The following is a 12599-nucleotide window of genomic DNA, read 5'->3' on the forward strand; positions in this document are numbered from 1 at the left end:
CCCTCCCGGTAAAGGGCGGGCCTGGGAGGAGTTCGGATTGCGAACCCCCTCGGATGTCCCCCCGGACTCCAGCCCGCGCGAGCATTTGGAAGAAACACCCGGGGCTGCATGCGGGAAGAAACCCAAGTCCTGTTCCCCTCCCGGTAAAGGGCGGGCCTGGGAGGAGTTCGGATTGCGAACCCCCTCGGATTTACCACCGGGCCCTAGCCCGCACGATGATATGGAAATAAATGGAAGCCAAATTTGCCCTCCTACCCGTCGCGGATTATCGGCATTTAGGCAATCGCCATCTACCGCCCGTGGCAGGTAACGGGCCGGCTCATGAACCTTCCCCCCGCTCCGAGCTTTCCCGTAGCGGAAGCTCCAGGTAGCTGAGGCCGTCCCCGTAGACCACCCGCAGGCCCTTACCCGTCACGGGGAGGACGAAAGTGGGGTTGCTCCCGGACAGGGTGAGCCGGAAGCGGTGGCCGCGGGGCAGGAGGTAGTCGGCGGCCACCAGCTCGATGACCTTCTCCGTCTCCCTTCCCGGTTCCACGTCCTCCAGGGTCAACGTCCCGTAGGTGATGAGGCGGGGCAGCCCTCCGTCCTCCGGGGGGACGTCGTAGAGCAGGGCGTTCACCTGCGCCTTGCGATCCCGGGGCACCAACCGGAGGCGCAGCCTGGGAATCCCCAGGAGCTCGAAGTCCCGCTTGGCCGGCGAGGTGGTGAAGGAGAAGAAGCCGTCACCCGCCTCCCTCCGCGGACCGGGCACGGGCAGGCCCATGGCCTGGGGCCGGATGATGGAGGGACCGGAGTTGGCGGGAGTGAGGAGGCGAGGCCGCAACACGGCCTCCTCTCGCCTGCCCTTGGGCTTGGAGGTCAGCTTGAACTGCCCCTCGTCCCGGCCCAGGTATATGGTGTGGGTGCGAATCCCGCGGGGGGGCCATTCCTCCTCCGCCTCCACCCGCTTCTTCCAGGGACGGTAGAGCCGCACGGGGGGCTCGTCGAGTATGCCGTTCTCCTCTTCCTTGAGCCAGTAATCGAACCACCGGCGGGTGAGCTCCCAGATCTCCTTCCCCGCCCAGCGGGGACCCACTGCCGAATCCAGACCGTGAATCCCATTGGAGATGTAGAGCATCTTGGGGGCCTTGAGCCGGAGGTAGAAATCCATCATCTGATTGGGCTCGAAGAGGTCGTCGTTCCAGGAGCCCACGATGAGCATGGGCTTCTCGCACTCCTCGGCAAGGTGCAGGCAGGACCTCCTGCGCATGTTCTCCTCGAATTCCCGGCGGTCCCCACGGCCCAGGAGAAGGGTGGTCGTCCAGCGGTAAAGGGGGTTCCGGGGATTGAGCCTTGTGGCCCAGGTGGCGGTGAGGACCAGGAAAAATCCCCAGAAGAACTTCACCGAACCCCCGGGGGCGAGGCTCGCGGACAGGTCCGTCCATCCGGCCATGGGGACCACGGTTCTCACCCGCGGGTCCCGCAGGGCTATGAGGAAGGAATGCCCTCCGCCGTAGGATATCCCGGTAACGCCTAGCGCTCCCTCCTTGAGGGGCAAGCCGCTCCTCTCTGTGAGCCAGTTTATGGCGTCCTCCAGATCGTTGAGCTCGTGGTCGGGGTCCGCGCAATAAACCTCGCCTCCCGACGAGCCCCATCCCCGGCAGTCATAGGCTAGGACCACGTATCCGGAGGAGGCGAAATAGGGCGCGTAGAGGTGGCACTGCCAGCGGTTGAGCATCCAGGAATGCACCATGACCAGCGCGGGGAAAGGCCCCTCGCCCCGGGGCACGTAGAGGGCCGCGGAGAGCTTGGTACCGTCCCTGGCGGTCAACTTGAACTGTTCCACCCGGAATCCCTTGCGTTCCCCTTCCGCCTGGGCCATTCGCTGCATCAGGGCGGGTAGGGCGGGAAGGGAGGCGATGATGGAGGCGCGCAGCATCCACCTCACCCTCCCTTTAGCCGCCAGGCTGGATTTTCCGCTATCCCTTTTCCTTTCCTTCTCCCCGCGGTACTTTAACCTCGACTGTTTCTCGGCCATGAGGAAGACCCCCTATCGTCCGATCAACGCCCGTTTCCCGCAACATGATACCAGATACCCTTACCCGGTTTGCACGGTTCCGGAAATCCGCGCATTCCTCGCCCCGCACGGCAACCGACCACGGGCGGCTTCAGGGCTTGGCGCCGTTCGGGATCAGCGCGGAAGGCCTCCTTTCGGCCGGCATGACGGCGAAGGCACGATGTGAGATGTGGCGCGATTTTTTCTTGTGCCGCAAGCAGGGAAACCGAGATGTGGCCATTTCCCGTGGGGGTTCTCTCGAGCCTATCTCATCACGTCCGATCCGGGTCGGTTCCACCGGCGGAGGTGCTCCGGTTCAGGCGGCGGTTTTCCGTGGTTCCGCCCGTTTCCGACGGCCCGGGGAAATTGGGTGATGTTATGCTTTGAGAAAGAGGGCCTTTCGACGGGCACAGCTAGCGGCCGGCTGCGGAAACGGGAGGACGGGAGATGGACGGATGGATGGGCCGGATGCTGGAAGTGGACCTGGAAAAGGGTTCCTTCCGGGAGAGGGAGCTGGACCCGGAGCTCCTCACCCGGTGGCTGGGCGGTAGGGGACTGGGGGTGAAGCTGCTCTACGACCGGGCCCTGGGCGTGGAGCCCCTTCATCCCTCCAACCCGCTGATATTCGCCGTGGGGCCACTCACGGGCACACCGGTGCCTACGGCAGGGAGGTTCTCCTTGGTTTCCAGGTCGCCCCTCACCGGCACGGTGTTCGACTGCAACTCCGGCGGGCGCTGGGGAGTGGGCTTGAAGAGATGCGGCCTGGACGTCCTCCTGGTGACGGGCCGGTCCCCGGAGCCGGTGTACCTCGAGGTCAGCGAGGCGGGAGCTCGCCTTCATCCCGCGGACGACCTCTGGGGAAGGACGGTTTCCGAGGTCATGACCCGCCTGGGCGCCGCGCACCCGGGGGCCGGGGTGGCGGCCATTGGCCCGGCGGGCGAGAACGGTTGCCTCCTGGCCTCCATAATGAACGACGGCTCCCGGGCGCTGGGGCGGGGAGGTCTGGGGGCGGTCATGGGCTCCAAGAATCTCAAGGCCGTGGTGGTCCAGGGCCGGAGCCGGGTGAGCGTGAGCCGGCCCGGGAAGCTGTCCTTCGTCCTCGGCGAGTCCCGGAGGTGGATCAAGGGAAACCCGGTGACCGCGGTAGGCCTTCCCCGTTTCGGCACCGCCGTCCTGGTGAACCTGATGAACGAGCTGGGGGTATTTCCTTCCAATAATTTCCAGCATTCCCGCTTCCCGGGGGCGGAGTCCATCTCCGGGGAGGTGCTGGAGGAGAGGCACCTGGAGAAAAGGCGGGCCTGCTGGGGATGTCCCATAGGCTGCGGCAGGGTCACCCGAGCGGGGGGCCTAAGGGGCGAGGGGCCGGAGTACGAAACCCTCTGGTCCCTGGGGGCGCAGTGCGGGGTGGACGACCTGGAGAAGGTGGTGCTGGCCAATTACCTGTGCAACGACCTGGGCCTGGACACCATCTCCGCGGGTTCGGTAATCGGGTGCTGCATGGAGCTGTCCGAGAGGGGCCTGGTGGAAGGGGGACCGCGCTTCGGGGACGCGGACGCGGTGCTCGGGCTGCTCGAGGACATGGCCCTGGGACGGGGCCTGGGACGGGAGCTGGCCCGGGGATCCCGCCGCTTCGCCGAGGCACGGGGAGCGGTTGAATACGCCATGCAGGTGAAGGGGCTGGAGCTTCCGGCCTACGATCCCCGGGGCCTGCAGGGCCAGGGGCTCTCCTTCGCCACCTCCAACCGGGGAGGATGTCACCTGAGGGCCTACCTGGTAGGTCCGGAGGTGTTGGGCATACCCAAGATGGTGGACCGGAAATCCACCACGGACAAGCCCGGCCTGACCATTTTCGCCCAGAACCTCAACGCGGGCGTGGATTCCCTGGTACTATGCCGTTTCCTTCAGTTCGCCCTGAGCGACGAGTACTTCGCCCGCATGCTCGAGGCGGTGACCGGCATTCCCTACAAGGCCATGGACTTGCACCGCATAGGGGAGCGCATATGGAACCTGGAGAGGTTGTACAACCTGCGGTGCGGGATGGACCCGGCGGAGGACACCCTGCCGCCGCGCCTTCTCCGCGAACCGGTGGCCGAGGGACCGGCGGCCGGGAGGGTGGTGCTCCTCAGGGAGATGCTCCCCCTCTATTACCGCGCCCGCGGCTGGGACGAGAGGGGTATCCCTGACCCGCGGAAGCTGGCCGCCCTCGGCCTTCCGGAGTAGCCCGAATGCGGCCCGCATTTTCGCTCTTCCGCTTCCCGCGGATGCTATTATGAAAAAGCGAGATGGCGTTCCGGTTTGCGTGAGAGGGCTTACCATGCTGGAGCAGTTCAGTTTCTTCGGGCGCGAATTGTTCCTGCAGGGGGTGAATTCCTCGCACAGCGGGAACATGAGCGTCCGCGTGGGGGACAGGATTTTCATCACCCGGCGCGGTTCCATGCTCTCCCACCTCAGGGAGGGAGACCTGGTGGAAACCGGTATGCACGACGACGACTGCCACATCACCCTGGCCTCCACGGAGATCAAGATACATAGGGCCATATACCGGGAAACCTCGGCCCTGGCCGTGGTGCATGCTCACCCTCCCTGCGCCATCGCCCTGTCGCTCCTGGAGGACGAAATACACCCGGTGGACACGGAGGGCATTTATTATTTCAAGGCCGTTCCCGTGGTGGGAGCGGACCTTACCGTGGGCTCGGACGAGGTAGCCGAGAAGCTCCCTCCCCTGCTCCAGAACTACAAGATCGTCATGGTCAGGGGACACGGCAGCTTCGCCGTGGGGCAGATGCTGGAAGAAGCGTTCCAGTGGACTTCCAGCCTGGAGGCTTCGTGCCGGGCTCTTCTGTTCTACCGCCTGCTGTCTCCGCAGGCGAGGCGGGAAGGGGAAAGCCGATGGTGACCGGTACCCGGCTTTCCGCCCTCCGCAACCTCCTGCGTACCAAGGGGGATTCGGCCAGCAATATTAAGAAACACGCCGCTGCCAGGGCGGCCAGGATGATGGCCGAGACCCCGCGACTTTCCGCCGCGGAGCTCAGGAGTAACCCGAGGACCAGGAGAAACGCCTTTCCAGAACCCATCCACGCCTTCCTTTCCATGTTCGCCTGCCTCTCCGTCATCGCCTGCCACGAGCCGATGTTAGCACCGGCCGGTGACAGGTCCCTTCCCGGGCAAGGCGGGGAAAAGCGGGAGGGGGGAAGGTCGGGCGTGAGCAAGCTGGAAAGGCTGATGAACCTCATCGCCATGCTCCTCGAAGCCCGCCGCCCCGTCACCCTGGAACAGATCCGCAACAGCATACCGGGTTACCAGCAGGAGAGCGCGGCGTCCTTCAAGCGCATGTTCGAGAGGGACAAGAGCGAGCTCCGGGAGATGGGCATCCCCATAAGAGTGGAACCGCTGGACGCCTTCGGGGAGGAGACGGGTTACCGCATCCCCAAGGAGGAGTATTACCTGCCCGAGGTGAATTTCACGCCCGAGGAGAAAGTGGCCCTGCTCCTGGTACACCGTTTCGCCTCCGGCGGGCTGATACCCCTCTCCCGCGAGGCCTCGTCCGCCCTCCTAAAGCTGAGCCCGGACCTTGGAGGCGCGGGGCCTCTGCGGGAGGCGCGCCCGGCTCCCGTCCGTTTCGACCACCCGGCGGAATCGGTGGAGAAGCTGAGCGCGCTGTGGGAGGCCTCGGTGAGGAGGAAGACGGTGCGCTTCGCCTACCGCTCCCTGGGCTCCTCGAAGCCCCGGGAGCGGCGCCTGGATCCCTACGGGATGTACTTCGACCGCGGGGCCTGGTACGTGGTGGGTTACTGCCACCTGCGGGGCGAGAGGAGGTCCTTCCGCGTTTCGCGGGTGGAGTCCGAGGTGGTGCTGGAACACCCCGATCATCCCGGGCCGGATTTCGAGAAACCGCCGGATTTCAAGCTGAGCGATTATTCACGGGTGCTCCCCTGGGAGTTCGAGGAGGGATCGCCGCAGGAGGCGGAGGTGCGCCTGTCGCCCCGCATCGCCTGGTGGGTGGAGCGCGACCTGGGCGACATCTATCCCTTCCGCTACCTTGAGGACGGCAGCGGGGTCATCAGGGTCACGGTGCGCAACGAGGATGCCTTCTGCAACTGGGTCCTCTCCTTCGCCGAGGACGCCGAGGTGATCTCACCCCGTAACCTGCGTGAGAGGATACGGAACCGGCTGCTGGACATGTTGCGCGGGCTGGAAGGAGGGCAGGATGGCCGGTCCTGAAGCCAGGCTGCGCCGCATGCTGGCCCTCATCCCCTACGTCCTGAAGCACCAGGGCGCCACCTTCCGGGAGCTCTGCGAGGTCTTCGGGGTGACTCGGGAACAGCTCATAAGGGACCTCGAGCTCATCTTCATGTGCGGGCAGCCCGACTACACCCCCGCGGACCTCATCGAGGTGAGCATGGACGGGGACCGCGTGTACATCGGCATGGCCGATTACTTCGCCCGTCCGGTGCGCTTCACGCCCTCGGAGCTGGCCGGGCTTTACCTGGCCTGCAGCGCCCTGGCCAGGCTGGCCGGACCCTCGGCCACCTCGGCCCTGCATTCCGCCATGCGCAGGATACAGCAGGCCATGGGGATGGAGGGGCTTTCCCCCGAGGATGTGGAGCGGAGCCTTGAGGTGGCATCGCCGGATTCCCGGGAGGAGGTGCTGTCCCAGCTCCTCGAGGCCTGTGACGAGCGGCGGGTGGTGGAGATGGAATATTATTCCTACGGCAGGGGGGAGCTCACCCGCCGCCAGGTGCACCCCCTGTCCATGGAGTTCGGAATGGGGCACTGGTACCTCCACGCCTGGGACGGCATGAGCGGGGAGATGCGCGTCTTCCGGGTGGATCGGATAAAGGACCTCCGGGTAACGGAGGAGAGGTTTGCTCCTTACCGGGAGACGGAGCTGGACAGAAGGGGTTCTTCCGCCGCCCCGGATTCGGGAGAGATCACCGTGAGGCTGCGCTTTTCACCCGCTCTGGCTCCCTGGGCCAGGGAACAGGCGCTTTTCAGTGAATTCCAGGAGGACGGGGAGGCCGTGGTGTGCACGCTGAGGACGGGCAGCCTCTCCTGGCTGGAGAGGGAGCTCCTGCGCTGGGGGACGGAAGTGGAAGTGCTCCATCCGCCGGAACTCCGGGAGGGGCTGCGCCGCCGGGTGGAAAAGATGCTGGCCCTCTACGGCAGGCACGGCCGTAATAAGGGAAAAGCTGGAAACCGCTCCTCCCGCAAGAGATAAGCCATCCTCCAGGGGCGGACCTTGCTTTCCGCCGGCGGAAAACGAGTGGGTTCAGCGGGCGTGGCGGGAGAGATAGGCCTGGCGGAAGCGGTCGAGGCTCATGTTGTCCAGATCGTTCTTGATCTCGTTCAGGCGGCGCCGGGCCCTGTCCAGCTCCTTGTACCGCTCTCCGTAGACCAGCCTCTGGCGCCGGAAGTCCCAGACCTCGACCAGGAAGCCCTCCCCGAAGGCGGCGTCTATAAAGCCCTTGCTTATGCGGACCTTAAGGGAGCTATTGGCCGCCTCGCTGCCATTGCCCCTGAACGGCGGTTCGCGCCTGTGCAACCTTCACCTTCCTTTCATCTCGAGTCCCGGAGGTTTCTCGAGACCACAAAGGATATTTTAACACCTGGCGCAAGCCTAAGTGAACAGAGAATCTGAATATGTACGATATCGACCAAAGGCCTGGAGGCCTTCGCACGGGGATTAGTTTATAATGTTTGGGTCGATATCCCCGTTTTTCAGGATGTGGAGCAGGAGACGGAGAAAGGTATGCGCCGCGACGAAGCAGGGGTGATGCACGGGCTCGACCGCCGCCGGTATTTTTATCCCCTTGTGCCCATAGCGGCCCTTTGCCTCATGGCCGCCGTCCTCGCCGCGGGATGCGGGAGAAGGGGCGAGAGCTTAAGCGCCTCCGAATACAAGAAACGCATTTCCGAGATCCACGACGGGGTGGCCTGGGACCTCAGCTACGTCCTCGAATCCCTGGTCGAGGTTTCCGGTGACGAATATTACCAGCTCCAGGAGGTCGGGGATCTCTTCGAGCGGGCCAAGGAAATATTTTCCGGCGCCTACCGGGCCCTGGATTCCCTGGATCCCCCGGAGGAAGCCCTCGAGCTCCACCTGGACCTGATGCATTTCTACGCCGACGGGGAGCGGGAGACCAGCACGGTTGTCAATTCCCTGGGCCTCTTTCAGATCGTGCTTCCCATGCTGGTGGATGTGGATAACCTCGCCCTTCCCTCCCTGCCGGAACAGCCGCAGCCCGAGGAGATAAGGGGGGCGGCCGAGGAGGACGCCAGGACCATGCACATGTACCTGGGCGAACTGGAGGGCATCACCCCCCCGGAGGAGATGCGCGAATACCTGGACAAGTTACGTGCGTTATTCCGCGGGATAAGGGACATGGTTTCCGGGGTGCTGCAGGCCGCCCCCTCCAAGGAGATGGAGTCCCTGGCGGATTTCCGCCAGCGGTTCGCTCCGTTGGCTGGAGAAGCGGTTGCTTTGCAGGGCACCGTCCAGGCCTACCTGGCGGGAGTGGGAGGGCGGATAGACGGGCTCATCGAACGCGGCGGGGAACTGGCCGCCCGGATCAAAATTCTGTGAGGACGTGGAGAGCAGGGATGCTCGCGGCAGAAAGGAGAGGTAGGAGAGGAGAGGGAGGAGAGATGAAGCCCGGTGATGCAGTGGAAGTGCTTTTCAACCCCAGGAGCATGGCGGTGGTGGGAGCCTCGAGCAACCCCGCCAAGTGGGGGCATATCATCCCCTCCAACATCCTCCGCGATGCCTATCGCGGCAAACTCTACCTGGTCAATCCCAGGGGAGGGCAGATCCACGGCCTGCCGGTCCACCGCAGCCTTTCCGAGATAGGCGAACCGGTCGACCTGGCCATGATCACCATACCGGCGGAGAGCGTGCGTGAAGTACTGGACGACTGCGCCTCGGCGGGGGTAAAGGCGGCCATCGTCATCTCCGGGGGCTTCAGTGAGTCCTCCCCGGAGGGGAGGCGCATGGAAAGGGAACTGGTAGAGGCGGCGAACTCCCGCGGCATCCGCATCGTGGGCCCCAACACCATGGGCATCTACTCCGCCCCCTGGAGCCTCACCGCCCTCATGCCCCCGGTGCGTCCGCGCCCGGGCCACATCGCCTTCGCCGCCCAGAGCGGTAACCTGGGCACCCAGATGCTGGGCTGGGGGTCCTACCGGGGGATCGGATTCTCGCGTTTCGTGTGCGTGGGTAACGAGTGCGACCTGGATTTCGCCGATTATCTGGAATATTTTGCCAAGGATGACCTGACCCGCGTCATCCTCCTCTACGTGGAGGGCTTCAAGCGCCCGCGGCGCATACTCGAGCTGGCCCGGGAGATAACCCCCCACAAGCCCATCGTCATCTACAAGGCGGGGGGCACGGAGGCGGGCAGGAGGGCGGCGGCCTCCCACAGCGCGGCTATGGCCGGTTCCCGGGAGATCTACGAGGGAATGATAAGGCAAGCGGGCATGATCCGGGCGGAGACCACGGAGGAGATGCTGGATTTCTCGGACGCCCTGGTGAAGCTGCCCGTCCCCCGGGGAAGACGGCTGGCCATCCTCTCCTGGGGAGGGGGATGGGGGGTGGTGGAGGCCGATCTCTGCGAGCGCCAGGGACTGCGGGTGGTCCCCCTGCCCCCCGAGGTGAAGGAGGAGCTTTCCGGCATCCTCCCCTCCTATTGGAGCAAGGGGAACCCGGTGGACCTGGTGGGTATCGTCAACCTGGAGGACCACGCCCGCTGCCTGGAGATCCTGGCCTCCCATCCCGCCTTCGACCTCCTCATCTCCCTGGGCACGGTGAACGCCGCCGCCGCCTTCGGGATGGCGGAGAGGCCGGAGGAGGTGCCCCCCGAGGAGAGGGAGGTGTTCGCCGTCCGGCGCCGGTACGTGCGCGAGGGCAGCAACCGCTTCGCGGAGAAGGTGGTGGAGCTCATGGAACGGCACGGCAAGCCCATCGTCACCGTGGGCATGCCCCAGAGGGACGCCGAGACGGCGGAGGTGGCCGATCTTCCACGGGACCGCCTGTGCGTCTACACCAACCCGGAGCGCGCCGCCCGGGTGGCGGCCATGCTGGCGGAGCGGGGCGAGTTCCTGAGGGCCAGGGGATGAAACCGACCTGCCGGGAGCGGGGATGAACATGAGTATCGGGCCGGCGGTGGTCCTGGGGCTGGCGCAGGGGGTCACCGAGTTCTGGCCCATATCCAGTTCCGCGCACCTCGCCCTCCTCATCCACCTCTTCGGGTGGGGCGAGCCGGACCTCTCCTTCATGGTGGCCCTGCACCTGGGGACCTGGCTGGCGGTGGTGTGGTATTACCGCCGTCGCCTCGCGTCCATCGCCTCCGCCTGCTGGAGGGAGGCCCGCGGAAGGGAGCACGGCGGCCAGGAAGCCCGACTGGGCCGGCTTCTCCTGCTGGCCACCCTGCCCGGCCTGGTCCTGGGGGCGGTGTTCGCCGAGTCATCCAAGATCATGGAGGGTATGCCCCTGCTCATGGCGGTCGCCCTGGCCGTTTTCGGTCTCGTGCTCTGGGGAGCGGACAGGTGGGGAGGGGAGAAGAAGGACTGGCGGTCCGCGGGATGGAGGGAGTCCCTGGCCGTGGGTGTGGCCCAGGGGCTGGCACTGATGCCCGGGGTATCGCGCTCGGGCATCACTATTTCCACGGCCCGCGCCGTGGGTATCGACAGGAGGGAGGCGGCGGACTTCGCCTTTCTCCTTTCCATCCCCATCATCGGGGCGGCGGCGGTCTACGAGGGGTTCAAGCTGGTGAAGGAGGGCATCCCGGCCGGCTCCGTATGGTCCATGGCGGCGGGCTGTGCCGCGGCGGCCGTCTCGGGATATATGGCCATGGGCCTTCTGCTATCGCGCCTGAAGACCCACACCTTCAAGGCCTACGCCATCTACCGCCTCGCCCTGGCGGCGGTCCTGGTAGTGGCGCTGGTCATCCTCGGGTAGCACTCCGCGGGGATAACGCTGATTACCGGTTGCCCTCCGCAGGTGTCCGACGATCGGTGTTTACATGAAGCCCGGGAATGGAGGGGTTCTCCTCAGGGGTTGCCTTCCTTCCCGCTTTCCCTGACCCTTCGCTTCAACCAATCCGCCCAGGCCTGAAGCCCCTCCCCGGTACGGCAACTGACCTCGAATATCTCCATGGCGGGGTTCATGCGGCGGATGGTCTCCCGGAGCTCCCCGGTGTCGAAGTCGCTCAGTCCCAGGAGGTCTATCTTGTTGACCAGGAGGACGTGGGACTGGCTGAACATGAGCGGATACTTGAGGGGCTTGTCGTGCCCCTCGGCCACGGAGAGGATCATCGCCCGCAGCCCCTCCCCCAGGTTGAACTCCGCCGGACACACCAGGTTGCCCACGTTCTCGATGATCAGAAGGTCCAGGGAAAAGAGGTCCAGGTGGCCGAGGGCTTCCCGTATCATGGCCGCGTCCAGGTGACAGGCCCCCCCGGTGTTGATCTGGACCACGGGGACGCCGTAGGACTTTATCTTCTCCGCGTCCACGCTGGAGGCTATGTCTCCCTCGATGACCCCGATGCTCAATTCCCCGGAGAGGAGCTCGAGGGTCCTGGAGACCAGGGAGGTCTTCCCGGCTCCCGGGGAAGCCATGAGGTTCACGGCCAGCACGCCGTGCTCCCGGAAAAGGGCCTCGTTCTCGCGGGCTATCCTCTCGTTGGCGTCGAAGACGCCCTCAAGGATCTGGATATCCATTGACCGTCCTTTCCATTTCCCGTTCCTCTGTTGCCGGAAAGCCCAGGTCCTTTCCGGTCCGTGCGGACTGCGGCCTCATCCACGCTTTCCGGCGCCTATTCTATCTCTATGGACTCCACCATGAACTCCCTGCCCGAGATTATATCCGAGGCCAGCTCACCGCAGCGCGGGCAGGTCAGGTCGTACTCCTGGATGCGGAACTCCTCCCGGCATTTATTGCAGTAGGCCACCACCGGCACCTTGGTGAAGTTCAACTCCGCTCCCTGGGCGATGGTGTCCCTGGTGACCAGGTCCCAGTAGAAGCTGACGTAATGGTCCACTATGCCCGTCAGTTCCCCCAGCTTGATGTTCACCTTGATTACCCGCCGGGCGCCGTTCATCTCCGCGTGGCGGAGAACGATGCCGGCGATGCTCTCCGTGACCCCCAGCTCGTGCATGAATCCAGCTCCTTCCCTCCGCCCTTTCGCCGCTGCGCCGCCGGCAGGCCGCGGCCTCCAGGCAACCCATGTCCGGGCGCCTCCGCCCGTGCCCTTTCATGTTACACCTTCGACGTGGGCACCATGTTGAGCCCGGTCAGCGGGGAGGAGAGACCGCATTCACTTCCCGCTTCGCCCGCGGGGCCGGGCACCGGCAGGTTAGGGCTTTCGATTGCGCCCTTACCCTTTTGATGGTAAAAATATTAAGGTTATCGTACGACTACAGAGTCACATTAGGATTCGCAGTCCGGACGAGGAAGCAGATGGAACAGGGTAAGGAGCAGGCCTGGCGGTTCCGCCCGTTGCGGGAACCGCTGCACCCCCTGGGCTTGGAGACCTCCGATTCCCCCCATCCATCTCTTGGATCAAACCGG

General features: G+C 65.1%; 11 protein-coding genes. 7 read left to right on the plus strand and 4 right to left on the minus strand.

Annotation, left to right across the window (positions count from 1 at the left end; translation table 11 throughout):
- Positions 1 to 319: 319 nt before the first annotated feature.
- The gene (locus QME84_06060) at positions 320 to 2017 is read right to left on the minus strand and encodes a CocE/NonD family hydrolase (GenBank protein MDI6873830.1); all 1698 of its coding nucleotides are present in this window, start codon (positions 2015 to 2017) and stop codon (positions 320 to 322) included.
- Positions 2018 to 2482: 465 nt separating this feature from the next.
- Between QME84_06060 and QME84_06065 the strand changes: the two genes are divergently transcribed.
- The 4 genes from QME84_06065 (at position 2483) to QME84_06080 (ending at position 7253) form a co-directional block, all read left to right on the plus strand.
- Positions 2483 to 4255, plus strand: coding sequence for an aldehyde ferredoxin oxidoreductase family protein (locus QME84_06065; protein MDI6873831.1), 1773 nt, complete (start codon positions 2483 to 2485; stop codon positions 4253 to 4255).
- Between the two features lie 94 nt (positions 4256 to 4349).
- Positions 4350 to 4931 (plus strand): aldolase, encoded by a 582-nt coding sequence (locus tag QME84_06070; protein ID MDI6873832.1) that lies wholly within the window; start codon positions 4350 to 4352, stop codon positions 4929 to 4931.
- Positions 4925 to 6256, plus strand: coding sequence for a YafY family protein (locus tag QME84_06075; GenBank protein ID MDI6873833.1), 1332 nt, complete (start codon positions 4925 to 4927; stop codon positions 6254 to 6256). Before QME84_06070 ends, QME84_06075 begins: the two co-directional genes overlap by 7 nt.
- Positions 6243 to 7253, plus strand: coding sequence for a WYL domain-containing protein (locus QME84_06080; GenBank protein MDI6873834.1), 1011 nt, complete (start codon positions 6243 to 6245; stop codon positions 7251 to 7253). The genes QME84_06075 and QME84_06080 overlap by 14 nt, the downstream gene beginning before the upstream one ends.
- A 51-nt stretch (positions 7254 to 7304) precedes the next feature.
- On the opposite strand, the gene QME84_06085 is transcribed toward QME84_06080, so the two are convergent.
- Positions 7305 to 7577 carry a hypothetical protein gene (locus QME84_06085; protein ID MDI6873835.1) on the minus strand — a complete coding sequence of 91 codons (273 nt, stop codon included), beginning with the start codon at positions 7575 to 7577 and terminating at the stop codon, positions 7305 to 7307.
- A 207-nt stretch (positions 7578 to 7784) separates the two neighbouring features.
- Here QME84_06085 and QME84_06090 point away from each other — a divergent pair, with 207 nt between their 5' ends.
- The 3 genes from QME84_06090 (at position 7785) to QME84_06100 (ending at position 10988) form a co-directional block, all read left to right on the plus strand.
- On the plus strand, positions 7785 to 8618 hold the full coding sequence (locus tag QME84_06090; GenBank protein ID MDI6873836.1) for a hypothetical protein: 834 nt from the start codon (positions 7785 to 7787) through the stop codon (positions 8616 to 8618).
- Positions 8619 to 8680: 62 nt separating this feature from the next.
- Positions 8681 to 10147, plus strand: coding sequence for a CoA-binding protein (locus tag QME84_06095; GenBank protein MDI6873837.1), 1467 nt, complete (start codon positions 8681 to 8683; stop codon positions 10145 to 10147).
- A gap of 28 nt (positions 10148 to 10175) precedes the next feature.
- Positions 10176 to 10988: an undecaprenyl-diphosphate phosphatase gene (locus tag QME84_06100; GenBank protein MDI6873838.1), complete on the plus strand. Its 813-nt coding sequence runs from the start codon at positions 10176 to 10178 to the stop codon at positions 10986 to 10988.
- A gap of 92 nt (positions 10989 to 11080) precedes the next feature.
- Here the strand turns inward: QME84_06100 and hypB are convergent, their stop codons facing one another.
- Together hypB and hypA are read right to left on the minus strand one after the other, a co-directional pair.
- Positions 11081 to 11749 (minus strand): hydrogenase nickel incorporation protein HypB, encoded by a 669-nt coding sequence (gene hypB, locus QME84_06105; GenBank protein ID MDI6873839.1) that lies wholly within the window; start codon positions 11747 to 11749, stop codon positions 11081 to 11083.
- Positions 11750 to 11844: 95 nt separating this feature from the next.
- Positions 11845 to 12186: a hydrogenase maturation nickel metallochaperone HypA gene (gene hypA, locus QME84_06110; protein MDI6873840.1), complete on the minus strand. Its 342-nt coding sequence runs from the start codon at positions 12184 to 12186 to the stop codon at positions 11845 to 11847.
- Positions 12187 to 12599: the final 413 nt, after the last annotated feature.

The organism is Actinomycetota bacterium (assembly GCA_030019255.1).
GTDB lineage: Bacteria > Actinomycetota > Geothermincolia > Geothermincolales > RBG-13-55-18 > Solincola_A.

What these genes read in the sequence shown, in the direction of transcription:
- hypA (MDI6873840.1), bottom strand. Translation starts at nt 12,186, where the DNA reads ATGCACGAGCTGGGGGTCACGGAGAGCATCGCCGGCATCGTTCTCCGC.
- QME84_06090 (MDI6873836.1), top strand. Translation starts at nt 7,785, where the DNA reads ATGCGCCGCGACGAAGCAGGGGTGATGCACGGGCTCGACCGCCGCCGG.
- QME84_06070 (MDI6873832.1), top strand. Translation starts at nt 4,350, where the DNA reads ATGCTGGAGCAGTTCAGTTTCTTCGGGCGCGAATTGTTCCTGCAGGGG.
- QME84_06100 (MDI6873838.1), top strand. Translation starts at nt 10,176, where the DNA reads ATGAGTATCGGGCCGGCGGTGGTCCTGGGGCTGGCGCAGGGGGTCACC.
- QME84_06080 (MDI6873834.1), top strand. Translation starts at nt 6,243, where the DNA reads ATGGCCGGTCCTGAAGCCAGGCTGCGCCGCATGCTGGCCCTCATCCCC.
- QME84_06065 (MDI6873831.1), top strand. Translation starts at nt 2,483, where the DNA reads ATGGACGGATGGATGGGCCGGATGCTGGAAGTGGACCTGGAAAAGGGT.
- QME84_06075 (MDI6873833.1), top strand. Translation starts at nt 4,925, where the DNA reads ATGGTGACCGGTACCCGGCTTTCCGCCCTCCGCAACCTCCTGCGTACC.
- QME84_06095 (MDI6873837.1), top strand. Translation starts at nt 8,681, where the DNA reads ATGAAGCCCGGTGATGCAGTGGAAGTGCTTTTCAACCCCAGGAGCATG.
- hypB (MDI6873839.1), bottom strand. Translation starts at nt 11,749, where the DNA reads ATGGATATCCAGATCCTTGAGGGCGTCTTCGACGCCAACGAGAGGATA.
- QME84_06060 (MDI6873830.1), bottom strand. Translation starts at nt 2,017, where the DNA reads ATGGCCGAGAAACAGTCGAGGTTAAAGTACCGCGGGGAGAAGGAAAGG.